A 22,643-nucleotide genomic window follows, 5' to 3' on the forward strand; every position below is an offset into this window, starting at 1 on the left:
CATTTTTAGTTTTCGCTCTGGGCGGTGTGGTTTCAACTCTTACGCTGGCTCAGGATCAATTTCCCGAATTGACCACAATTGATGGAAAAGTCTTCAAGCAGGTGAAGGTGATGAAAAAGTCACCCACGGAAATCCGCATTATGCATGCGGATGGATTTGCGACGATTCCGCTGTCAGCGCTCCCGCCCGAAGTTCGTTCCAAATACGGGGAGGCCAATCCAGAGGCGGAGCAGGCCGCAGCAATGCAGCGCAAGGCTGAGGGCTACGCGGCGGCGGTGTATCAAAGGCAGGAGAAAGAGGCAATTCGCACCGCTGAGCTGAGCCATCAATCCATTGAAGTCTGTCGGCAGGCAATCGTGCTAAGGGATTGGTGCCTAGCCAATCTGGCGGGTGGCATGATGAATGGACAAAATCTGGATCAAAAAACACGTGATGTGAATCTTGCAGAGGCACTCGCTGTTCTGGCCCGCCGCCCTTCCACAAACGAGGCTGTGGTGATGACGCCTCCGGGAATTAATGCACCCGGAGGTGCTAGTTCTACACCCGAAACTGCACCGGCCTCCACAACGAGCGCTGCACCTACAGGCATAGTTGGAGTCTTTCAGCCAGGGATTATCGAGCTTGTCAGCGCCCGTTACACGCTGCCCGGCAACCTGCCTCGCAACGTGAAAAACAGGCTCTCAAAGCTCATACCTACCACGGTCATCAGCGCGCCTGTTTCCATTCTGGTATCTGATTCGTTGAGTGATGCCGCGAAAGCCCAAGGAGACGTAACTACAACTGTTGGCATTGGTGCCACCGCCACCAACGCAGAGGCCACCACCATTGGGACGACCACGCCACAAGGGAACAGTGCAAGTGTCACACAGGTCAACGGGGTAACTGTCGGAGTGGCCGTGGTGCAGTCTCAGACCACGGAAAAGAACCTTCTCACCGTCGAATACATCTACAACGGTGTCCGGTATAAAAAGCAGGCTCTTGAAGGCACTCAGTTGGTGCTGCCGTGAAGTCATGCGTTCGCTCGTGCTATAATCAGCATTTTTTGTCACCACGGTGTTTTTTAACGATGCAGAGCGTTTTCGCGCTGCTAGCCTCGGAGCGTGATCGCAATTGCAACGGCCAGTCAAAAAGGAGGCGTGGGGAAAACCACGCTGTGCATCAACCTCGCCTATTCTCTGGCAAGGCGTGGGTGGCGGGTGCTGTTGATTGACACGGACCCGCAGGGCGGCGTGGGCCTTTCCCTGGCGAAGAGCGCGAAGGCGCGGGAGGGATTCCATGAGTTTCTGGTCCGCGGCGGGGATTTGAACAAGATCGTGGTGCCAACTCGGCTGCCGGAGCTGGAAATCGTGCCCGCTGGACAGTACGACAACTGCGCGCGCCAGGGCTGGCCTCTGCATGAAGTGCCGGCGCGACTGGCGGACCTGCTGCGCGGCGCGGAACTGCGCGGCGCGGACATTGTGCTGATGGACACGGCCGCCGGCATGAGCAGCACGACGGAAGCGGTAGTGAAGGCCTGCGATTTCGTGATCCTGCCGCAGCAGGCGGAGCCACTGGCCATCCGCAGCATACCACACCTGCTGGAGACGCTGGCGCGTTTCCGCGCCGAAGGCGCGGGAGTGCGTGTCGCGGGCATTTTACTGACGATGGTGATGCAGGACAACGAAATGAGCCTGAAAGTGGCGCGTGAACTGCGCGAAATGCTGCCGTCCAATCTGATGTTCCCGCAGAGCATCCCGCGCCTGACCTCGTTTCTGGAAGCGAGCGCGCTAGGCGTGCCGGTGGCGCTGACAAAACGCAATCCACCGCCAGAAGCGCTGATTTTTGACCAAATCGCCGCTGAACTGGAGCAACGCACGGGTCTGGTCAAAGAACGCGAACCGGAGCACGGCCATGCAAGTCTCCTGGATTGACGCCAACCATCTGCAATCGTTGCTGGCTCAGATCGCGCCACCGGAAGAAGCCTGTGCGGACGCAGAGCCAATGAGAATGTTGGAGATCCCAACACTGCCGGGCTTCATGGATGAGGCGGTGGCTGCCCCCCTGTCACACCCTGTGCCGCCGGAGGCACCTGACGCAGATGAGGATGTGAAAACCGATGAGGCGGAATATCATGAAAAGCCGCTGCACAACAGTGCCGCCGCACTGCCACTGAGCCGGATTCGCGATAAACTCCGGGCGATACGCCAGCGGGCAACTGAAGCGGGCATCCTGGTCCGAGTGAACGAGCCTGCACAGGCTGCTTTAGACTCCGAATCGGCGGTGGAAAGCGTGGTCGGCTCCGCTTTGCATTTGGAAGCCCTGGCAGAACCAGCCGCACGTCCATCCATGCCTGCCTATGAGATTTCTCGCGGCTCCCTCAATGAACGCCTGGCGGCGTTCTCCGCCTGGGCGCGGCAGGTTTTGCACGAAAACGGAGGTCATGTGCTGGTGATGAGTGATGATGGTGAGGTGCTTTGGGGAGGCGAGGCCAAGGCAGGGCTGGTGCTTTCCACCATGATGGCCTGGGGCGCGGCGACCCGCGCAAGCGCCGAGTCAGCCTGCGGAAAGCCGTCAGTGGTCAGGCAAACGCTCTCCTCCGGCCATGTGCTGACAGTGATCCCATGTGAAACGAGTTCTGGCATCTATCATGCGGTGGTGGCCGCACCCGAGGGGCTAACAAACGCTTTAACGACCATTCTGCATGACGCCCTGCGTGACACGATGAGCGCCGACGAAGTTATTTCTTGAAGAGCACCAGTTCATTGATGCCCCAAAAGTTTCCAGAACTTCCAGTCTGGGTGATACGCACGAAACGGGTCTTCTGAGGTGCTTTAAAAATGATCTCAGCCAGCGCGGCGCCGTTTCCTTGCATGACCGGGGCACCCCACTGTGTGCCATTGGTGGAAAGCTCGATCTTGAGCTGCCGTGCGTAATCCTGAGGACTGCCTTGGCTGTCGAGCGCGAGACCTGCGATATCCGTCTCAACTGGGAGTTCGACGGTAAACCATTCGCCCCCCTTCATGACGGCATTGGTGGTCCAGCGAGAACCGGTGTTTCCATCGGTGGTTTTCACGCAGTCCTCTTTTTTATGACTGGCGCTCAACTTCCAGGTGCTTCGAGGCTCGACCATGGCCAGCTTGGTTCTAAGTCTTTGGTTGAGCGGCGGCGGCGCGGCGGGAACGAAGTAATAATCCCGCACGCGGCCATCGATGAGCTGCAACTGATCAGGTTTCAAAGCGGCGGAGTACACGAAGAATTCGGCCATGTAGCCGCTAAACTGATCCTGGGCGCCTGCGTTTGCCCCTTTGCTGTCCTTAACGCGGCCAATGGAGAGCTGATCCAAAGGAGCCTCCGGCACTTTCAGCTTCCCCCCCGTGGAAATGTAGGCCCTGCCCTCCGAGTCCCGCGCGCGAAGTTCCACCGCGCCAGTGCCTGCATTCCAAGTAAGTAGAGCGAGGCTGGCGATCGTGGCATTAACCCCGGTGGAGGTCAGCGTTACTCCCCCACCCTGTCGCCTCACTTCGGCGATGATGTTTTTCTTCTGGTCAACACGCAGGGACACGCTGGCACCCTCGCCGTTTTCCAAGGTGAACAAGCGGGTTGGCAGCCGCGCAGTCTCGGCTTGGAAAGCCGTGACAATGGTCAGTCCTTTGTCACTACCAGGAGTTGCGGTGCCACCAAACGGCATGTTTTGCTGCTCCTTGCCAGGGGCATCTAGCACGAGAGCGCAGGGCTTGCCGTTGCGCGGCCTGAAGTCGAGCACGACGCGTCCTGCCCTTGGCGTGCCTCCAGAGGCGGCTTCGGGCCAGTTGATGCGTTTCGGAGCGTGGTCTGCGTTTTTGTCAAAGGCACGCAGGATGTTGTCACCTCCACGCTCAGAGATGTCATGCCATTCGATCACCGGCTCGCCGACATTGGCCGGGGCAGGCTTGCCTCCGGCCTGACGATTGGTCAAGATTCCAGTGTTCCCGACATAAAAAAGTGCGATGCCACGGTCCACCGGCGGAAATGACCGGTCCTGAGGAAGTTGGAAACTCACCTTGGGCGGAGAGGATGACAAACCGATGGAAGACAGCACGGAGCCACTACCGCCACTTTTGGAGCTTCCAGATCTGCCCAGAAAAATCCAGCCTACGACGACGAGCAGAACCACACCACCGCCGATGAGGGCGATCTTTTTGAAAGGAGGCGCACCTGTATTTTCCGAGGGTCTGCCCACGGCCACATTCGCCACAGAGGAAGGCTGCCGCGACTGAGCTGTGGCACGACCGGTGCCGGGACGACGTGGCGCGGGAGCCAATGGAGCCGTGATGGCAGCCGTTTCAATGACCGCCCGTCCTTCAGGTATGATTTCCACAGGCACCGCCTCCACCACCGGCTCAGCATAAACAGCAGCCGGAGGCGCGTCCTGCTGAGGCGGATAATACCCGCTGAGCGGCACCGTGCCCGTGCCGGGTGGCATGAACATGGGAGGAGGGGCGTACATGCCCATCCATGGTCCATAGGGCACCATCGTGGGCATCTTTTCCCAGGCGCGAAACTCCTCAATCGCCTGCTGCGCGTTGGCAGGCCGGTCGTCGGGCTTCTGCGCCATCAGACGGGCGCACCAGGCTCCCAGCCACTGAGGCACATGCGGGGCAATGATATGCAGCGCAACCACGTCATGATTGATGTGCTTGTCGATCACCTCGGCCATCGACTCGGCATCGAAGGCTTTTTTGCCAGACAACGCCTCGTAAAACACGCAGCCCAGCGAGTAGAGGTCCGTGCGCTCATCCACTGGCTCACGCGTGAGCTGTTCGGGCGCCATGTAGTAAATGGAGCCCATGACCGTCCCTTCCTGATCCTCGGTCTGCTTGCGAGCACCAAGGCCGGCACGGGCCAGACCAAAGTCGATGACCTTCGACTGCAAACGCCCGCCGGGCAAACGCTCAACCTTGATGTTCTCCGGCTTGATGTCCCGGTGGAGAATGTGGTGCTGGTGCGCGGCGAGCAGGGCCTCCAGCGTCTGCGAGGCCAGTTCCTTAAAATCATCGTAGGGCAGCGGCCCGCGGGCGACGACATCCGCCAAGTCCTCGCCCTGTAGCAACTCCATCACCATGAACAACCCCTCCTCATCGCTGGCCACGTCAAATATGGTCACAATGTTCGGGTTGCGCAGCGAGGCGAGCGCGTCCGCCTCCCGGCGCAGCTCGACGGCGATGTTTTTGTCCTTGGCCGCCTCGGAGGCGGTCATGAGCCGCTTCACCGCCACCCAGCGCTTGAGCTGGCTGTCATAGGCACGGAAGACGGCCCCGACGCCGCCAGCGCCGAGCTTTTCGTAGATTTTATAGCGTTCCGCCATCCGGGATTGAGCGATTGATAATGAACTAAGGGAAGCAAACGCCATGAGCGCCCCCCTTGGCAAGTCCGATGTTCCATGAAAACACCTGCGGCGCACATTTTGGCTACTCCTTTGACAAACCGGGGCGTCGCGACACACTGCCGTCCCGCCGCCCCGGCGGGGTTGAATCAAACCCGCACCGCACCTTGAAAAGCGTTCTCTTTGTCTGCACTGGCAACACCTGCCGCAGCCCGATGGCGGAAGCGTTGTTTCGCGAACTGGTCAAAGCACGCTCTGATTACCAGGTCGCCAGCGCGGGCGTGGCCGCGGCTCCCGGAATGGCTGCCAGCAAGCATACCACGGCCATTTTGAAGGAGCGCGGCATTGATCTCTCCAACTTTCAAAGCCGCATGCTCGACCAAGCCATGCTAGAAGCCGCCACTCACGTCTTCGCGATGTCCGTGAACCACCAGGCGGTCATTGAGGAGGAATTCCCCAGCCATGCCGACAAGGTCTATCTCGTCTCAGAGTTCGCCGCCGATGACAGCCTGCGCGGACGCGATGTTTCAGACCCCTTTGGCCAGGGGCGTGCCGCGTATGACGAGACCCTGGCCGATTTGGAGAAAATGCTCCCGAGCCTGCTCGCCTATGTCGATCAAACCTGGAGAGAGCCCGAGGCTTGACCTGCTGCCCACCTTGACCCATTGACCCGCCTCTCATGTCCTCCCCGTCTCTCCCACATTCCCTCGCCATCGGCTCCGATCACGGTGGCCTTGCCCTGAAAAACGCCGTCGTGGCGCATTTGCAGGCCGGTGGGTATGCGGTGGCGGATCTGGGCACGCAGGATGGTGCCTCAGTGGACTACCCCGACTTCGCGGAGCTGGTCAGCGCCCGTGTGTTGGATGGCCGGGCGGATGCGGGCATCCTCGTCTGCACCACGGGCATCGGCATGAGCATCGCCGCGAACCGCCACGCGGGCATCCAGGCCAGCCTCGTGCATGACGCCGTCACCGCCGCTATCACACGCGAGCACAACGCCTCCAACATTCTCTGCCTCGCCGGCAAAACCACCCCCGAAACCACCGCCAAGGAGATCGTTGACACCTGGTTGAAGACTCCCTTCGCCGGTGGCCGCCACGGTCGCAGAGTCGATAAAATGAACACCCAAGCCCACCCCCTCAGCATCCTCGCCACCTCCGATCCCGCCGTCGCCGACATCATCCGCGGCGAGCAGCAGCGTCAGCAAGACCACATCGAGCTCATCGCCAGCGAAAACTTCACCAGCAAGGCTGTCATGGCCGCGCAAGGCAGTTGCCTGACAAACAAGTATGCCGAAGGTTATCCGGGCAAACGCTGGTATGGTGGCTGTGAGGAGGTCGATAAAGTCGAGCAGCTCGCCATCGACCGCGCTTGCGAACTTTTCGGGGCGAAATTCGCCAATGTGCAGCCGCATTCCGGCTCACAGGCCAATGCGGCGGTCTATTTCAGCGTGCTCCACCACGGAGACAAGGTGCTCGGCATGAACCTCGCCCACGGTGGCCACCTCACGCACGGCAATCCCGCCAATTTCTCCGGCCGCTTCTACCATTTCTGCCAATACGGCGTCAGCCAGACCGACGAACGCATCAACTACGAAGAACTCGCCGAAGTCGCCCTGCGCGAGAAGCCGAAGATGATCACCGCCGGTGCCTCAGCCTATCCTCGCATCATCGACTTCAAAAAGATGAGCGAGATCGCCAAGAGCGTCGGCGCGTATCTTTTCGTCGATATGGCCCACATCGCCGGCCTCGTCGCCGGTGGAGCGCATCCCTCGCCGATGGAATACGCCGACTTCGTGACCAGCACGACGCACAAGTCCCTCCGTGGCCCGCGTGGAGGCATCATCCTCACCAACAACGAGGAACTGGCCAAAAAGATCAACAGCCAGGTCTTCCCCGGCGTGCAGGGCGGCCCGCTCATGCACGTCATCGCCGCGAAGGCCGTCTGCTTTGGCGAATGCCTCAAGCCTGACTTCAAGGATTACACCGCCCAGGTCGTGAAAAACGCCCAGGCTCTCGCCGCCGCGCTCGCTGCGCTCGGCTACCGCATCGTCAGTGGCGGCACGGACAACCATCTCATGCTCGTCGATCTGCGTCCGAAAGGCCTCAACGGCAAAGTCGCCAGTGAGACACTCGACAAGGCCGCGATCACCGTGAACAAAAACGGTATCCCCTTCGACACCGAGAAGATCACCCTCGGCGGCGGCATCCGCGTCGGCACTCCTGCCGTGACGACCCGTGGCATGAAAGAAGCGGAAATGACCCAAATCGCCGCCTGGATCGACCGGGCCCTCACCAATCGTGAAAACGACGCCGTGCTGGCAGAAATCCGTAAAGAGGTAAGTGCCGCGAATCAGCGGTTCCCACTGCCCTGATCATGGAAGAATTGACCGAACGTCGCCTAAACTGCGGCGTTCGGCCTGCAGACTGCGACCCTTGTTGACAGGGCAGGCATGGATTCCGACGGGACCACCGGTGACGGTGGTCCTTTATTTTTGTCGAACGCCAGACCCACCATTCTGGAAATGAAAGTGAGCCAGCAAACTAAAACGCGGCCAGAAAAATAAACTCTTGAGCAACTCCTTTCCTCCTCAAGATCGGGCCGCCAAGCTGGGAGTTAAGCTGCGGAATGAAATTCAGTGCAAAAGCTGATTCCATGCCGCCCCCCTCGTAAATCTGTTAAAAACGCAAAAAAATGCTTTCCAGCAGTTACGGCCCCTGCTATTTTCACATCTGAACGGCTCACGTACTTTGTCCCAGCGCTTATGCGACGGGGTAATCCATGCGAGTGTCCGACCTCAAACCAACCAACCTAATACCAACCAAAATCAGACTATGAAATTGAATGCATTGCTGAAAACGCTGGGGTTCTTGGCACTGGCCGCCACTCCCGTTGTGGCCGGAACCGCCCCCGCCCCTAAAAACCCGATCGCTCCAGCTCCGGAGAATGACGATCTCGGTATCACCGCCTCCCTCGGCTACGACACCAACTACATCTGGCGTGGCCTTAACATGGGACAACATTGGGTTCGTTCCGCAGTCGAAGGTTCCATCCTTCTGATCGGCGGCGCTAACGAAGACGGCGCAGGCAACACTTCCCTCGATTGGAAAGCTCAGTTCGGCACCTTCATGGGTGATCAGGACAGCTTCATGCCAAATGGTGGCGCTGATGCCTCCTTCCAGCGCCTTCAGCTCGGCGCTGGTATCGCGCACGACTTCGGTCCTGCCACTGTGAGCCTGGGCTACACCTACTATCGCAATGCTGGCAGCCTCAACCGCAATGCCCCTATGAACGATGGTGGGGAAGTCAGCCTTGGCCTTGCCACAGCCCTCGGCCCGATCGACATCGCCTCCAGCGCGAATTACGACCATATTAACGACTCCTGGTACTTCGACTTCAACGCGAGCACCACGATCGCCATCACCGACTCCATCAGCCTTGTTCCCTTCGCCAACGTTGGCTATGGTCACAACCTGAACTGGCAGTTCGCTCGTAACGGCGGCGTTGCAGGTGGCTCCTGGGGTGGTCTGAACAACATCACCGGCTGGACCGCTATCACCACGGGCCTTCAGCTCCCAATCAAGCTTAACAGCCGTGCGACTCTGACGCCGTATGTTGCTGGCAATCTTCCTCTGGGTGCCACGGAAAACCTGGGCGGCGCCGCCCGCACCGCAGGCGCTCCTGACACTGCCTACAAGAGCGTGCTCTTCGGCGGCGTGACCCTCAGCGTCCGCTTCTAATCGTTCTCTGAACGACTTAAACCACTTTGGTTGACCTCCCGGCAGCAATGCCGGGGGGTTTTTTTATGCCCGGATTCCATCAAGACGCTGGAACGCACTGCCATTACGGATTCAAACACGGCAGTTATGATGGAGCATGCACCCTTAAGCAATGGAGCGACTGCGCGCGCGCCTTCTCGAAGTGGGTGAAAAGGATAGGAGATGCCCACAGGAGCTCTATTCAACAACGCCCACAACATGGCACGGCACCTGCTTTGTGATTGTTCGTATGCTGGCTTTCCTTCCGGAAATACAGCGCCTCAACACCAACAAAACCAAACTCGACCAACACATGAAGCCTAAAAGCATGACATCCCTCGTTGCGAAGTCGGTGACCGTTCTTGCTGCCTGTGCAGCGCTGAACGCCTCTGCCGGCACCGCTCCCGCCAAAGCCCCGGTTCCCGTGGAACCAGAACCCTCCTCCCTGTTTGACTCCATCGGAGCCACACTCGACGTCGGTTACGACAGCCGCTACTACTACCGTGGTCTGTGGTTCGCCGACAACATCGTCTGGTCCTCCCTCAACCTCGCCATCCCGCTGATCTCGGGTTCTGGTGAAGATGGCGCAGGCAGCCTGACCTGGGGCATCGGTGCCACCTACATCTCCACGGTGGAGACTCCGTTCAATAGCTTTGGTAATGCTGGCCAGCCTGCTGCTGGAACCCGTAGCACCAACGCTTTTGACTACTCCGAGATCGATCTCCTGACCTCCCTGACCTACGACGCAGGATTCGCGAAGTTTGGCGTGCAGTACTTGCACTACTTCTATCCGGATTCCTACGCTGGTAGCTTCACTGGTGTCAATAATGGAAACGCCAACAATGAGTTCGGCATCAAAGGCGCAGGCGAAATCGGCTTCACCGTCGCCATCCCGCTTGGCGCTGCCAACATCTACGCTGGCTACTACTACGACTTCAAAGTCGGTGGTTCCTATGCCCAGCTCGGTGCTGACTACACCATCGCCATCACTGATTGGCTGAGCCTCGTGCCTTCCATCACCACTGGCTATGGCAATGATTACTACACTGGTAACAACTCAGCCTTCACCCCTAACCCTATCGTGGCGAACAATGGCGGTCCTCTTGGCACCACCAGCGGATTCACCCATATCCTTTACAGCCTCGCTGCTCCTGTGAAGCTCACCAAGATCGCCACACTGACTCCATACATCGCGATGAATCAGTCCTTGGATGCGCGCACTCAGCTCAATGCCACCACTCACTACGAAGTGTTTGGCGGTGTGAAGCTCAGCCTCGCCTTCTAATCTACGGCGGGTCTCATGACCTGCTTAACCTTCCAAAGGTTCTTTGCTCCCGGTCAGTTCGCTGGCCGGGAGCTTTTTTTTTGCCCTGACGCGCCGCCTCAGCTAGCCTGGGAATCCCATGGCTGAAAAACACCCTCTCAACTGGAACTCCCGCAATCTCACCCACGGCTGGCAGCGTGGCGTCAACGCCTTCTTCTGGGGCCTCGGCTTCAAGCCGGAGGATTTCGACAAGGCTCAAATTGGCATCGGCACGCCGCTCCTGGATGGCAATATTTGCAACGTCCACGCCCACGAACTCGCCAAGCTCATCGCTCAAGGTTGCTCTGACGCCGGTCTCATCGGTTTCCCCTTCGGGGTCTCCCCAGTGAGTGACAACATCACGCAGGGCAACATCGGCGGCGCGGCCTCGCTCTGCTCACGCAACCTCATGGCCAACGGCACGGAGATGGTTTGCACCTCCCATTGCTACGACGCCATCATCGGCCTGCATCATTGCGACAAAAACGGCCCCGCCTTTGCCATGGCGCTGGCTCGCACCAATTATCCCGGCCTCATCGTCAACGGCGGCAGCATCATGCCAGGCTGTCACAAAGGCCATTCCACGAGCATCCTTGACGTGTACGACGCCGCTGCGAAGGAAAAGCAGGGCACCATGAGCTACGAGGAGTCGGAGCAGATCATCCGCACCGCCTGCCCTGGCGCGGGTGGCTGCGGCATCGCAGCTTCCTTCAATACCTGGGGTATCGCGCTCGAAGCGATGGGTCTCAGCCTGCCCGACACCTCCTCCATGCCCGCCATTGAGGCCGGAAAACGCAGCGAATGCCTCCGCGTCGGCCAGGCCGTGCGCAATCTGCTCGAAAAAAATATCCGCCCTCGCGACATCATCACTAAGGCGTCGCTCACCAACGCCATGACAGCCATCGCGGCCGTCGGCGGCTCCACCAACGGCGTGCTGCACATCCTCGCCGTCGCGCGTGAGGCTGGCGTGGACTTCACGCTGCGTGATGTGCAGGCCATCTGCCGCAAAACGCCTGTCCTCTGCAATTTCGCCCCGCGTGGACGCGGCACCATGAACGACCTGCACCGACTTGGCGGCACCACGATGCTCTTGAAGCACCTTTTCGCCACCGGACTGCTCGACGGCTCGTGCATCACCGTCACAGGCCAAACCTTGGCCGAAAATCTCGCCGACGCGGCGCCTGTCCCCTTCCCGAACGACCTGATTGCCCCGCTCGAAGCTCCGTTCAAAGAATATGCGGACATCCAGATCTGCTTTGGCAACATCGCCCCTCATGGCATGGTCTTCAAAGTTTCCTCCCTCGACGAACCGCGCTTTGAAGGCACCGCCATCTGCTTCAACGACTCAAAGGGCGTCTCCGATGCCGCCGCCGCCGGACGCATCCGCCCCGGTCACATCGTCGTCATCCGTGGCTGTGGGCCCGTCGGCCTTGGCATGCCGGAGATGCATGTTGCTAGCGCCGCGCTCGCCGTACCTGAGCTTTACGGCAAAGTGGCTCTTCTTTCGGACACGCGCGTCTCCGGCGTCTCCGGCGGCGCGGTCGGCGTGCATTGCAGCCCCGAGGCCGCCGTTGGTGGCCCCATCGCCCGTGTGCAGGATGGTGACACGATCGAGTTCGACCTCCTCGCTGGCACCATTGAGGTCAAAGCCGATCTCGATGCCCGTCCGCTCACGATTCTGCCCGTCACCCATCCCTTCGGCTACCTGGCGGACTTTGCCGCCACGGTGACCCAGGCCCACGAGGGCTGTGTGCCACGCTGGGTGGTTTCCAGGACTTAAAAAAGCGCCGTTTTTACCTCAGTGCCTCGTTAAGAAAGGCGGCCACCAGCCTGCTGCGCTCATCATCATAAAATCCCTCCCCGCCGTGCCTGCTGCCCGGCAGGGTGACGAGTTTTGCCCGCAACTTCAGCGCCTCGTAAGCGCTGGCAAATTCCCGTGACTGCTCATGCGGCATCTGGGGATCAGCGTCGCCATGGATCAGCAGCAGTGGCGGATCGCTTTTGTCCAAATGTGCCACGGGACTCGCCAGTTTCGCCAATTCGGGCTTTTTCTCCGGCACGTCTCCCAAGAGCAGTTTCAGCGCGGGAATTCGCACCGTGAGGCCGAATTCCGTGCTTTGAGCGAGGATCGACTGCAAATTCGACGCCCCGTACAAACTCACGATAGCATCCACCCGGCTGCTTTGATCGAGATGATCGCCGATTCGCCCCTCCAACACCTTGTGGCCGTTCGTCACGCCCACCAACGCCGCAAGATGCCCGCCCGCCGAGGAGCCAATGATGGCGATTTTTTCCGTGTTGAGCCGGAATTCGGGCGCTTTGGCCCGCAGGAACCGGATCGCCGCCCTGATGTCATGAATCTGCGCCGGAAACACCGCCTGCGTCGAAAGCCGGTAGTTCACACTGGCAATGGCAAAGCCATGATCCAGCAACGCGGCAATTGGCACATCCGATTTCGAACCCGCTCGCCACGCTCCGCCATGCACATAGACAATCAGAGGAGGGTTCGCCACCTGCGGACGATGCAGATCGAGCTTCAAAGCCAGCTCCCCGACCCTGGCATACTCGATGTCTGTTTGGGTTTCCGCATGGGCACCAGCCACAACCACCAGCGCGAGAAAAAAGGCTTTCATGGTCAAAGACGGAGCTTTTTCACCAGCAACGATTCTTTCTCGGACTCGCTCATGGACTTGTGCTCCACTTTGCAGCCCGGCAGCGCCGCCTTGATCGCCTCCACATCGGCAGCAGAAATGTCCACGGTCTCGATTTTGAGCCTGGTCAGCTTTGGCAACGCTTTCAGATGCGGGATGATCTTCGCGCTGAGCCGCGCCTCGGTGAGTTCGAGGGATTCCAGCGTCTTGATCTTCGCCACCGTCTCCATCGTCGATTCATCAAAACTGATCGGCGAGTCCTTGCCCCAGCTCGGCAGCCGCTGACCGATGCGCAGGCCGGTGAGGTTCGTCAGCTTCACCAGATGAGCATTGCCCGCCTGCGTCTGCGCCGTGTGCCAAGTGCGGAATTCCCTGAGCTGCGTGAGCTGCCCGATGGCCTCCAGCGCGGCATCACCCGCCGTCGATCCGGCAAAAGTGAGCTTCTCCAGTTTCGGCAAGGCCTTCAAATGCACCAACCCGCTGCCCGTGAACTGCTCCGAGCGAAACGCCGGATGGAAGAACGACAGCGATTTGAGCTTCTGAAACGCCGCAAAGTGCTTGTAACCCGCGTCCGTGAGCTGGATGCCGTCGCTGCTGAGCCGTTCGAGCTCCGTGAGTCCGGCAAGCAGCGCGATCGTCTCATCCGTGATTGTTTTGCCGCTGATCGTGAGGTCTTTGATTGAGGTGAAGCTGCCCAGCGTGCGGAAGTCAGCCTCGGTGAAAGCATCACACTTCACTTGCACCTGCGTGACGACTCCATCGGTCTCCACGATTTTCGCTCCCAATTTTTTCAAGACGTCCACGTCCGGCGCTGCCAGACTGGGAAGTTTCAACAGGCAGAACGCCAAGCCGGTGAGTGTGCGTAAGTTCATGAGGATGGCTGGACACAAAAAGCACGCGGCCGCTCAAATCATCGCCGCGATGTGACCACCGATGGCGAGCGAGGCCGTGGCACCTGGGCTGGGCGCATTGAGAATGTGGAGGGCGTGGTCGCGGGCAACGATGTGGAAGTCCTGCACAAGATCGCCCTGCGGTGTCATGGCCTGGGCGCGCACCCCTGCCCCACCTGGAGCGAGATGCTGCGGCTGCACGTCGGGGACGAGGCGTTGGAGGGAGTGGCAGAAGCGCTCACGGCTAAAAGATTGCGCCAGCTCGGTGAAGGCCATGGAGGGATAGCGCTTCAAGAAACGCCACAGGCCCGGGAACGTGAGTGCGTCAGCGAGATCATGAAGATCAATGTCGCGCAGGCGGTAGCCTTCACGGGCAAAGGCAAGCACCGCATTCGGCCCTGCCTCGACCCCACCACCAATCATGCGTGTAAAATGCACCCCCAGGAACGGGAACGCAGGATCAGGCACTGGATAAATGAGGTGACGGCAGAGATGCTGCGCGTCCTCGCTGAGCTGGTAGTACTCGCCACGGAAAGGCACAATGCGCACCTCACGTTTCTCGCCAGCCAGCTCGCTAACGCGGTCGCAGTGCAAACCGGCGGTGTTGACCAGCCACTGGCCACGCGCCTCGCCCTGTGGCGTTTCGGCGATCCACTCGTCGCCATGGCGGCGCAGCTTCATGGCTGGTGCACTGGTCAGAATGGTGCCACCCCGCTTTTGAATCTCGGCCGCCATCGTATCGCAAACAGCCCGGTAATCGACGATGCCCTCCTCAGGCACATGCGCGGCAGCAAGACCCGCTGCATGAGGCTCGATACGCTTCATTTCATCCGGCTCAATGCGGCGCAGACCGGTGAGACCGTTTGCCGCGCCACGCCGCAGCAGCTCATCTAGGCGCGGCAGTTCATCCTCACGTGTGGCGACCACGAGCTTGCCGCAGATCTCGTGCGGGATGTCATGGGCGCGGCAAAAAGCCACCATTTCACGAATGCCTGTGACGGCGAGCTTCGCCTTGAGAGATCCCGGCTTGTAATAGAGGCCGCAGTGCAGCACGCCCGAGTTGTGTGTGCTCTGATGCCGCGCCACGCCCGCTTCTTTTTCCAACAGCGTGAGTTTGGCACCCGGATGACGTTCGAGAAGTTTCAGAGCTGTCGCGAGGCCAACAATGCCGCCGCCGACGATGATGCATGAGTTCATGATGAGAAAATGAGTTTAAGTTCTGTGATAGCGATCCATCCAAACAACAGCAGCGAAACGACGAGCGCCAAGTTGCGCACGGGACCATTCCGCAGCCCGCCGACCCAGTCTCGGCGGTTGTTTAGATAGAGAAGAAGCAGGGCGAGAAAAGGCATAAAAAACGCGCCGATGACGGTGAAAAGAACCACCATCGCCACCGGCCTGCCCGCGAGCAGCAGCGCCAGCGGCGGACCGGCCAGAAACAACAGGTAGCCACGGTAGGCGCGTGTCATTTTCAAATCCTCCTCCCCATCCGTGGGAGTAGCCGCACGCTGCGCCATGAAGTCGGCAAAAAAATACGGCACTCCTTGCCAGACACCGAGCATGGAGGCGAAAACCGCGCACCAAAAACCCAGGAGAAAGGCCCAGCGTCCCGCAGGCCCAAGCGCGGCCTCCAGGCGTGCCGCAACCTCCAGCGCCATGCCGCTGCCATTGATGACGGCCGCATTGCAGCCGGCGGCGACGATGGTCAATGCGACCGCAAAGATCAATGTGACACCATACGCCAGCAGCAGATCCGCCCGCACCATGCGCTGATGCCCGGCCCCGCTCCACTTGTTCTCACGGATCCAGTAGCCGTAGCAGAGCATCGTCATGCTGCCGCCGATGCCGCCAAAGATGCTGAGCACCGCCTTGCCAGAGTCCGGTGGCAGCACAGGCCAGGAAATGTGCCGTAGCAACTCGGCGACGTTGGGTTTAACCAAAACGGCACAGATCAGCACGGTGATCACCATCACACCGACGAGCAGTTTCATTACCCGCTCGAACAGTTCAAACTTCCCCACCCACACCAGCGCCACCGCCACCACCGAATGCAGCGCTCCCCAGGCCCACACCGGCCATTGCGGGAACAAGCTGTGCCCGGCCAGGCCGCAGGCATTGGTCAGTGAGGCACCGACGAAAAACGTCCACACCAGCAAATACAAAAAGAAAGACAAGCTCACCCAGCGCGGCAGCCGCTGCATGCAAGCCTCGATCAATGTGGTTCCGGTGGCGAGCTGCCACCGCGCCAGCCCCTCATTCAGCACCCACTTCAACACCACACATGCCAGCAACGCCCAAGCCAACCTCGTGCCAAACTGCGCACCCGTCACCGTCGCCGTGATCACATCTCCCGCGCCAATGCCCGCCGCCGCGAGGACAAGTCCTGGTCCGAGGGCTTTGAAGGGTGACAATAGGGCTGGGCGCGGCATGCGATACTGTTTCAAAAAGACGAGCTACAACTCTATCCAGAGGCTAGGCCATGCATCCAACTTTTTGTCTCCGAATTCTCCTGGGTGACAGCGCTGCTTACCGAGTCTCGTCACGCAACCTCCAGGCCGCTCATCGTCTTTTGCCCTGTGGCGAACCGCTCTTCTTCAAGACCGAGACGTTGCAGAGCACTCAAATACAGATTCGGCAGCGGGTAGTTGTCTTTCTGGTCAAAGGCGAGGTGCTGACCATGCTTGAAGCCACCACCAGCGAAGAGCACCGGCATGTTCTTATTATCGTGCGCCGAGGCATTGCCGAGATTCGAGGTCAGCAATACCATCGTTTCATCCAGCAGCCTGTCGGTCTTCAGCTTCCGCAGAAAAGCGGCCCACTCGTGGATCACGCCCTGCTCGACGAGGGCGAGCTGCGCGAGCTTTTCCTCGTCCATGCCGTGATGGCTGAGGTTGTGGTAGCTTTCTTCGACGCCTTCGATGCCCTGCACATTATTGCCGGTGACATGCAGCGTGATGAAACGCGTGCTGTCCGTGGCCAGCGCCATGTGAACGATGTCGAGATAGATGCGCTCCACGGCCACTTCGTTGTCACGCGGGATCTGGCGCGGCGGGGCGAGCTTAACCTTCGGCTTCGGTTTGTGCGTCCAGGCCTCGTTCGCGGCGAGGCGCTGCTCCAGCTCACGCACGCTCGTGAACCACGCGTCGAGCTTGTCGCGATCACCGGACCCGAGCTCGCGCTGAAGCGACTTTGCCTCCGCGCCGACCACATCCATCACGCTGCGCCCGCTGCGGATGAGTTCGGCCTGCCGTTCCTGCTCCGCGGGTGTGTCATCGACAAAAAGTCGCGTGAAGAGCTTCATCGCGCTGTTTTCCGCCGGAATCATCGAGCCGTTCTCCGTGTAGCTCGGGCTCGTCTGCGAGTTCGTATTCAAAACGAGCGATGGAAACCGCGTTTCGTGCCCCAGATGCTTTGCCATGAGCTGATCGAGCGAAATCGTGTTCCGCGTCGTCGAGCCTCGCGCGTTCGGACAAGCCGAAAAGATGCTTCCCTCCGCCGTGTGACCTCCCGTGACGCCCGGATGCGATGAACCCGACACCACCGTGAAATCCTCCCGCAGATCCTGAATGCCCGCGAGGTAGCGCGAAGGCTTGTAGCCGCGTCCCGAGCCTTCCGGCACCAAATTCGGATTGTGCAGCCCCAACGCCAAACTCATGCCCACAAAGCGCTTTGCCCGCTTTGTCTCCTTCACCGCCGAAAAGGCCGGAGTCATCGCTTCGAGCAAGGGAAGCCCGAGCGTGATGCCCGCACCGCGCAGCATCGCGCGACGGGAGAGGTGCTTTTGAAAGGTGAAAGTGCTCATGATGCGGTGAAACGTTACTTGGTTCGGAAAATGTCGCTCAAAACCACCTCGCGGATGATGGAGCGGACGTTGGTGGCTTTCTTGGCGATGTCGTCGAGTGCGGCTTCATCGCTGAAACGAGGTGGAGCACCGGTGGCGTAGGTGAGGAAGTGGGTGGCGAAGCCGCGGGCGAGTTGCTGGGGCTGTTGCGTGTAGATTTGCTGCCAGGTGGCGAGGTCGGTGAAGGTCGCGCCTTCGGGGGTGCGGCCCGAGGGATCGATCTTCGCGCCTTTGCCGTCCTTGCCGTAGCCTTTGCGCCAGATGCCGACGGGATCATAATTTTCGAGCGCGAAACCGGGTGGGTCGATGGTTTGATGGCAACTCGCGCAGCTTTCGTTGTTGCGATGCTTGTCGAGCTGGTCGCGGATGCTTGTCGCGCCGCGGATGTCCGGTTCGATTGCGGGAATGCCCGGTGGTGGCGGCGGGATGTGATTGCCGAGGATGCGTTCATTAACAAACACACCACGCACCACCGGCGAGGTGCTGGTGCCATCGGCGGTCACTTTGAGGATCGCGCCCTGTGTGACGAGGCCGCCGCGTTTGGCTTCGGGCTTCAGCGACACTTTTTGGAGGCCTTCGCCGCTTTGCAGCGCGAGATCGGCCTTGTAGTGCCGCGCAAGACGGCCGTTCAGGAAGGCGAAGTCGGAGTCGATGAGGCTCGTGATGCTCAAATCGCGACGCAGCAGCTCGGTGAAGTAGGTGCGTGTCTCTTGCAGCATGGATTCCTGCACCACGGGATCGAAGTCGCGGAACAAACGCGTGTCGGGCGTGGTGAAGTCGATTTGATTGAGCTTGAGCCACTGATCGGTGAACGAGGCGATGAAGCGTTTGGCTTTGGAGTGCGAAAGCAGCCGTTCGACCTGCTGCGCGAGGGTTTGAGGGTCGCGGAGCTTGTTTTGATTGGCGAGTTCGAGCAACTCTTGATCGGGCATGGAGCACCAAAGCGCAAAACTGAGCCGCGAAGCGATCGCATGATCATCGAGTGGCCCCGGAGCCTCGATGAAGGTCAAAAAGCGGGGCGAGCACAAGATGGCGCGGTAGGCCGCGCGGAGGGCTTCGAGCACCGAATCGCCTTCTTGGAGCGATTTGGCGCCAATTTGGCGATACGGGGCACTTTGTGACTCGGAGACCGGTCGGCGAAACGCACGCGTGGCGAAGCGATGGACGAGTTTGTCGATGTTTTCGGCTTTGAGGGCCTCCAGGCCGTCACCGCCAAAAAGCTTCTTCCGCACGCCCTCGGCATTCGCGATGGGATAGATGCGTTCGATGTCGATGCCTCGATGCGCGATCCCGGGATAGCCTTCTTTTTCAAGATTGCGTCCCAAAAAGCTCACGTTGCCGCCTTTCGCGCCGGTGGGAGCACGTTTGTGCGTGCCGTCGTTCGGCCGCAGCTCCAAGCGATGGTTTTCCTCGATCCAGGCCTCGAAGGTCATGTCGCGCGGAGTCGCCGTGGCTTCAACGAGGCCGATCATGTAGAGCAACGGCGCGTTGGATTCGCAATAGCCCGAGCGCAGTGTGCCCCAAACCGCGCCATCGTCAGTGGGATTGATACCGCGCACGCCGCGCAGCGTGATGCGATACCATCCGCTGGCCGGAGCCCATGTCGGCGTGCGGCCAAAGAATTGCAGGCCGATGGGCCAGGTGATGCTCTCGCCGTTTTTCAAATCGGGGCCGCGATAGTTGCCACCGCGGTTTTTGATGAGCATCTCGGGCGTGTGATGCTTCGCGTAAGCCACATCGCCTTTCATCGCGCGGTCGAATGCATCATCGAGAGCCAGATCGGCCACGTCGAGGTAGCGGGCGAGTTGATGATGCGAGAGCTGCTGACCATCCGCGACCGTTTCAAAGCCGTGCGAGGCACGATCCTCCGGCAGCAAGGTTTTAAGCGGGATGTCGATGCCGAGCAAATCGTGCAGCGTGTGCTCATACTCGACCCGCGTGAGCCTGCGGCTGCGCACACGCCCATTCGCGGCGATGTCAGCTTGGTCGGCTTCGAGCAGCGGTTCGTTCAAAGCCGCAAGGAAGAGGTCTTTTTCGTTCTTTTCCGGCTGCGGCTTCTTCTGCGGTGGCATCTCGCCATCGCGCACGCGCTCGAAGACTTTGATCCAGACTGGATTCTTCGCCTCGAAGGATAGCGATGAAAGATCGAGCCCGCCTTTCTTCACATCCGCATCATGGCATTCGACGCAGTGCCCTTCGAGAAAGGCAGCGACCGGGACGGCAGCAAAGGTTGAGCCGCAGAAAAGCGCGATAAGAAACAGGAAACGAAGCATGGGGGACTGACTCAACGAGGGCGATGCGGGCATTTATCGTGCCGTTTCGCGGTCACCGTTGATTCACCCACACAGGCGTGCCGAACCAGTCATGCATCTCTTTTTCAAAGGGGACGATGATCTCCGGCGGCTCGGGGATGGCACCTCGGTCGCCGGTTTCGGTGACCCAGGTGTCGAGGGCGGCGCGGAGTCGGGTGAGGGCCTCGCGGTGCTCGGGATGCGTGGATTGCGAGAGGTCGTGGATCTCGTGCGGATCGGCCTGTGTGTCGAAAAGCTCCTCGCAGGGGCCGTGGTGCTGCATGAGGGCGAGTGGCGGGCCGGTGAGCTTGCCTTCGGTGTGCAGTTGGCGCATGAGCGGCTGGATGGGGAAGCATTTTTCTTTGTAGCGGTTCAGCGAGGCAAAGGTGGGGCCGGTGGTGAAGGTGCGGACGTAGTGAAAGTGCTCGTCATGCACGCTGCGGATGCGCTGCACGGCCTCGTCAATGCGGTCGCGTGCGGCGAAGGCGAAGCGGCGAGGTGCCTCTGCCTGATCGCCGAGGAAGACGCGACCTTGCATGAGCGGCGGACGCGGGATGCCAGCGAGGGCGAGCGTGGTGGCGGTGACGTCGATGAGGCTGAGGATGCGGTCATCGACGCTGCCTGGCTTCCACTGCGGCGGCGCGGGATGATTCTTCGGCCACTGGATGATCATGGGCACTCGCAGGCCGTTGTCATAGCACCAATGAATGCCGCGTGGCTCCAGGCGGCCGTTGTCGCCGAAGAAAATGATGATGGTGTCGTCCTCCAATCCATCGGCGCGCAGCTGGGCGAGCACTTTGCCAAAGCGCAGATCCATGCCGGAGACGGAGTTCAGGTAGCGTGCCCACTCCTGCCGCACGACCGGATGATCCGCGTAGTAAGGCGGCGGCGTGACGTTTTCCGGCGTGGCATGCTTCACGTGGATGTCCTCGCCGACCCACTTCACGCGATCCTTCTCTGCGCTTTTGCGGTCGTAGATGTCGTATTCGTTTTCCTCGGCGTTCACGACGGCAAAAAAGGGCTGTCGCGACTTCAGCGTGCTCCAGGCCTGTGAGTTCTCATCGTAAATGGAGCCTTCGTTGACGAAGTTGAGGTCGAGCTTGCCCGTGCCCACGCTTTCGCCGTTGGCGGTCTTGATATTGGCCGTGAAGAAGCCCGCATCGCGCAGGCGCTGCGTCACGGGGCGCACGCCTGCGGGAAGACGAAAGTCATCACTGCGATGCGAGCGCATCGGGTGCGTGTCCGTCGTGGTCTGATACATCCCGGTGAAAAACGCCGAGCGACTCGGCGCACAGGCCGGATTCGTCGAAAACACCCGCGTGTAGCGCACGCCACGCGCGGCGAGCTGGTCGAGATTTGGCGTGTGGACATTCTTGGCCCCGTAACAGCCGAGATCGTGACTCAGATTCTCGCCGATAAGCCAGAGGATGTTGGGCGGCTTCGCCGCGAATGACAGCCGAGGCGAAGCCGAGACAGCCAGCATTAAGGCGAAGCCAATGCTGCCCAAAGGGCGAGCGAAGCGAGGCAAATGCGAAAGGACGAATACCGAAAGGAAGAGCAAGAGGCGGCGCATGTGGTCAGCGGCGTTTAGGATTCCGCTCCTTTAATAACCGTGGGCGAATCTGATATCGAGGGTCTGCATGTAGGTTTGCAGTCCGGCATCTTGAACGGGCAGCACGATGGCGTCTTCGTCGCTCTCGTTGTGGTGAGAGTGCCACCAGCCCGGCGGCGTGACAAAGGCTCCTCCCGCCACCCAGTTGGCACGGATGGGATTGATGATGTTGCCATCGCTGTCGAGATCAGGGCCGATCATCGTATAGACGCCCTCGGTCGCCCTCACGGCGTAATCCATGGCGATGGAGCTATGCCGGTGCGCCTTTTGTCGGCTCTTTGCGGGCAGCAGGTTATACAGGGACCACATGGTATGAGTCAGCGTCTTGGTCTGCGGGCAGTCAGGATTGGCCAGCAGAATGCCGTTGCGGTTCTTGTCCTTGCCCTCGTTGGCTTGCCGGACTTTTTCCAGTTCGGCGTCGAGTTGTTCGCGGGAGAAAAACAGCGGACGAAAACGCTCTTTGCTAGGCCGGACACCCAGGAAGTCCATCAGCGGCTGGTCATGCACCCAGTAAAACGCCGTGTCCTCGCTGGCCTGATGCTTGATTTCGCCTGTGCTTGGGATGGCAATGAAATCGCCCATTTTCCATTCGAGCCTGCTCCCTTGGATCAGGCTGAAGCCAGAGCCTCGAATGACATAAAACACTTGGCTGCTAGCATGCGTGCTGGTGGAGAGCGCCTCTCCAGCCGCGATGTGAATGAAATTCGCCAGAAGATTGGGCCCGGTGGCTGGATAGCTAGTTTGAAGCTGTTGCGCCAGATCCAGCGGGATGACTTTAGTCTCTGCGATCTGATGCAGAGAGGGCGGAAACACGTCGATGCCGATCTTTGGCATCCGTGGATTGGCCGCGCTGCCGTATTCAAAGAAGAGGACGTTTTTGGCCCACTCTTGGTTGCAGGAGGTGGTGTCTGAATTGGATATGTTCATGGTGAAGAATGGGCGATGTGAAGATGGGG

The 22,643-nt window shown here is 59.9% G+C and carries 17 protein-coding genes; 8 read left to right on the forward strand and 9 right to left on the reverse strand.

The features are described from left to right. The 3 genes from ACILSI_RS13595 to ACILSI_RS13605 all read left to right on the forward strand — a co-directional run. The coding region (locus tag ACILSI_RS13595) for a hypothetical protein (RefSeq protein ID WP_395722429.1) at window positions 1–1,007 on the forward strand (1,007 nt) is incomplete at its 5' end. 93 nt (window positions 1,008–1,100) lie between these two features. Then, window positions 1,101–1,910, forward strand: a complete 810-nt coding sequence (locus tag ACILSI_RS13600) for a ParA family protein (RefSeq protein ID WP_395722430.1) — start codon at window positions 1,101–1,103, stop codon at window positions 1,908–1,910. Continuing rightward, window positions 1,891–2,727, forward strand: a complete 837-nt coding sequence (locus tag ACILSI_RS13605) for a hypothetical protein (RefSeq protein WP_395722431.1) — start codon at window positions 1,891–1,893, stop codon at window positions 2,725–2,727. The genes ACILSI_RS13600 and ACILSI_RS13605 overlap by 20 nt, the downstream gene beginning before the upstream one ends. Here the strand turns inward: ACILSI_RS13605 and ACILSI_RS13610 are convergent. Continuing rightward, window positions 2,717–5,323 (reverse strand): protein kinase domain-containing protein, encoded by a 2,607-nt coding sequence (locus tag ACILSI_RS13610; protein WP_395722432.1) that lies wholly within the window; start codon window positions 5,321–5,323, stop codon window positions 2,717–2,719. The two genes, ACILSI_RS13605 and ACILSI_RS13610, sit on opposite strands and share 11 nt — an antisense overlap. A gap of 68 nt (window positions 5,324–5,391) precedes the next feature. Between ACILSI_RS13610 and ACILSI_RS13615 the strand changes: the two genes are divergently transcribed. The 5 genes from ACILSI_RS13615 to ACILSI_RS13635 all read left to right on the forward strand — a co-directional run bounded on the left by ACILSI_RS13615 (window position 5,392) and on the right by ACILSI_RS13635 (window position 12,182). Further along, window positions 5,392–5,985, forward strand: coding sequence for a low molecular weight protein arginine phosphatase (locus ACILSI_RS13615; RefSeq protein WP_395722433.1), 594 nt, complete (start codon window positions 5,392–5,394; stop codon window positions 5,983–5,985). A gap of 35 nt (window positions 5,986–6,020) precedes the next feature. Continuing rightward, window positions 6,021–7,715 (forward strand): ribose 5-phosphate isomerase B, encoded by a 1,695-nt coding sequence (rpiB, locus tag ACILSI_RS13620; protein WP_395722434.1) that lies wholly within the window; start codon window positions 6,021–6,023, stop codon window positions 7,713–7,715. Between the two features lie 460 nt (window positions 7,716–8,175). Then, window positions 8,176–9,081 (forward strand): hypothetical protein, encoded by a 906-nt coding sequence (locus ACILSI_RS13625; protein WP_395722435.1) that lies wholly within the window; start codon window positions 8,176–8,178, stop codon window positions 9,079–9,081. Window positions 9,082–9,427: 346 nt separating this feature from the next. Continuing rightward, window positions 9,428–10,384, forward strand: a complete 957-nt coding sequence (locus tag ACILSI_RS13630; protein WP_395722436.1) for a hypothetical protein — start codon at window positions 9,428–9,430, stop codon at window positions 10,382–10,384. Between the two features lie 118 nt (window positions 10,385–10,502). Next, window positions 10,503–12,182, forward strand: coding sequence for a dihydroxy-acid dehydratase (locus tag ACILSI_RS13635; protein ID WP_395722437.1), 1,680 nt, complete (start codon window positions 10,503–10,505; stop codon window positions 12,180–12,182). Between the two features lie 13 nt (window positions 12,183–12,195). On the opposite strand, the gene ACILSI_RS13640 is transcribed toward ACILSI_RS13635, so the two are convergent. The 8 genes from ACILSI_RS13640 to ACILSI_RS13675 form a co-directional block, all read right to left on the reverse strand. Continuing rightward, the gene (locus ACILSI_RS13640; protein WP_395722438.1) at window positions 12,196–13,035 is read right to left on the reverse strand and encodes an alpha/beta fold hydrolase; all 840 of its coding nucleotides are present in this window, start codon (window positions 13,033–13,035) and stop codon (window positions 12,196–12,198) included. 2 nt (window positions 13,036–13,037) lie between these two features. Further along, a complete protein-coding gene (locus ACILSI_RS13645; protein ID WP_395722439.1) occupies window positions 13,038–13,925 on the reverse strand; it encodes a hypothetical protein in 888 nt (295 codons plus the stop codon). 33 nt (window positions 13,926–13,958) lie between these two features. Then, entirely contained in the window at window positions 13,959–15,140 is a 1,182-nt protein-coding gene (gene lhgO / locus ACILSI_RS13650) for an L-2-hydroxyglutarate oxidase (protein WP_395722440.1), read from the reverse strand. Next, window positions 15,137–16,372 carry an Nramp family divalent metal transporter gene (locus tag ACILSI_RS13655; RefSeq protein ID WP_395722441.1) on the reverse strand — a complete coding sequence of 412 codons (1,236 nt, stop codon included), beginning with the start codon at window positions 16,370–16,372 and terminating at the stop codon, window positions 15,137–15,139. The genes lhgO and ACILSI_RS13655 overlap by 4 nt, the downstream gene beginning before the upstream one ends. 110 nt (window positions 16,373–16,482) lie before the next feature. Then, window positions 16,483–17,745, reverse strand: coding sequence for a DUF1552 domain-containing protein (locus ACILSI_RS13660; protein WP_395722442.1), 1,263 nt, complete (start codon window positions 17,743–17,745; stop codon window positions 16,483–16,485). 14 nt (window positions 17,746–17,759) lie between these two features. Then, window positions 17,760–20,057 carry a DUF1592 domain-containing protein gene (locus tag ACILSI_RS13665; RefSeq protein WP_395722443.1) on the reverse strand — a complete coding sequence of 766 codons (2,298 nt, stop codon included), beginning with the start codon at window positions 20,055–20,057 and terminating at the stop codon, window positions 17,760–17,762. A gap of 52 nt (window positions 20,058–20,109) precedes the next feature. Further along, window positions 20,110–21,558 (reverse strand): sulfatase, encoded by a 1,449-nt coding sequence (locus ACILSI_RS13670; protein ID WP_395722444.1) that lies wholly within the window; start codon window positions 21,556–21,558, stop codon window positions 20,110–20,112. A 120-nt stretch (window positions 21,559–21,678) separates the two neighbouring features. Beyond that, a complete protein-coding gene (locus tag ACILSI_RS13675) occupies window positions 21,679–22,614 on the reverse strand; it encodes a hypothetical protein (protein WP_395722445.1) in 936 nt (311 codons plus the stop codon). Window positions 22,615–22,643 lie beyond the last annotated feature (29 nt).

Origin of the sequence: Prosthecobacter sp. (genome assembly GCF_044232965.1) — a bacterium.
Taxonomy (GTDB): Bacteria; Verrucomicrobiota; Verrucomicrobiia; order Verrucomicrobiales; family Verrucomicrobiaceae; genus Prosthecobacter.

Bases quoted from the DNA above. Each gene is read 5' to 3' on its own strand.
- ACILSI_RS13605 (WP_395722431.1), top strand. From the start codon at position 1,891: ATGCAAGTCTCCTGGATTGACGCCAACCATCTGCAATCGTTGCTGGCT.
- ACILSI_RS13610 (WP_395722432.1), bottom strand. From the start codon at position 5,323: ATGGCGGAACGCTATAAAATCTACGAAAAGCTCGGCGCTGGCGGCGTC.
- ACILSI_RS13615 (WP_395722433.1), top strand. From the start codon at position 5,392: ATGTTCCATGAAAACACCTGCGGCGCACATTTTGGCTACTCCTTTGAC.
- rpiB (WP_395722434.1), top strand. From the start codon at position 6,021: ATGTCCTCCCCGTCTCTCCCACATTCCCTCGCCATCGGCTCCGATCAC.
- ACILSI_RS13625 (WP_395722435.1), top strand. From the start codon at position 8,176: ATGAAATTGAATGCATTGCTGAAAACGCTGGGGTTCTTGGCACTGGCC.
- ACILSI_RS13630 (WP_395722436.1), top strand. From the start codon at position 9,428: ATGACATCCCTCGTTGCGAAGTCGGTGACCGTTCTTGCTGCCTGTGCA.
- ACILSI_RS13635 (WP_395722437.1), top strand. From the start codon at position 10,503: ATGGCTGAAAAACACCCTCTCAACTGGAACTCCCGCAATCTCACCCAC.
- ACILSI_RS13640 (WP_395722438.1), bottom strand. From the start codon at position 13,035: ATGAAAGCCTTTTTTCTCGCGCTGGTGGTTGTGGCTGGTGCCCATGCG.
- ACILSI_RS13645 (WP_395722439.1), bottom strand. From the start codon at position 13,925: ATGAACTTACGCACACTCACCGGCTTGGCGTTCTGCCTGTTGAAACTT.
- lhgO (WP_395722440.1), bottom strand. From the start codon at position 15,140: ATGAACTCATGCATCATCGTCGGCGGCGGCATTGTTGGCCTCGCGACA.
- ACILSI_RS13655 (WP_395722441.1), bottom strand. From the start codon at position 16,372: ATGCCGCGCCCAGCCCTATTGTCACCCTTCAAAGCCCTCGGACCAGGA.
- ACILSI_RS13660 (WP_395722442.1), bottom strand. From the start codon at position 17,745: ATGAGCACTTTCACCTTTCAAAAGCACCTCTCCCGTCGCGCGATGCTG.
- ACILSI_RS13665 (WP_395722443.1), bottom strand. From the start codon at position 20,057: ATGCTTCGTTTCCTGTTTCTTATCGCGCTTTTCTGCGGCTCAACCTTT.
- ACILSI_RS13670 (WP_395722444.1), bottom strand. From the start codon at position 21,558: ATGCTGGCTGTCTCGGCTTCGCCTCGGCTGTCATTCGCGGCGAAGCCG.
- ACILSI_RS13675 (WP_395722445.1), bottom strand. From the start codon at position 22,614: ATGAACATATCCAATTCAGACACCACCTCCTGCAACCAAGAGTGGGCC.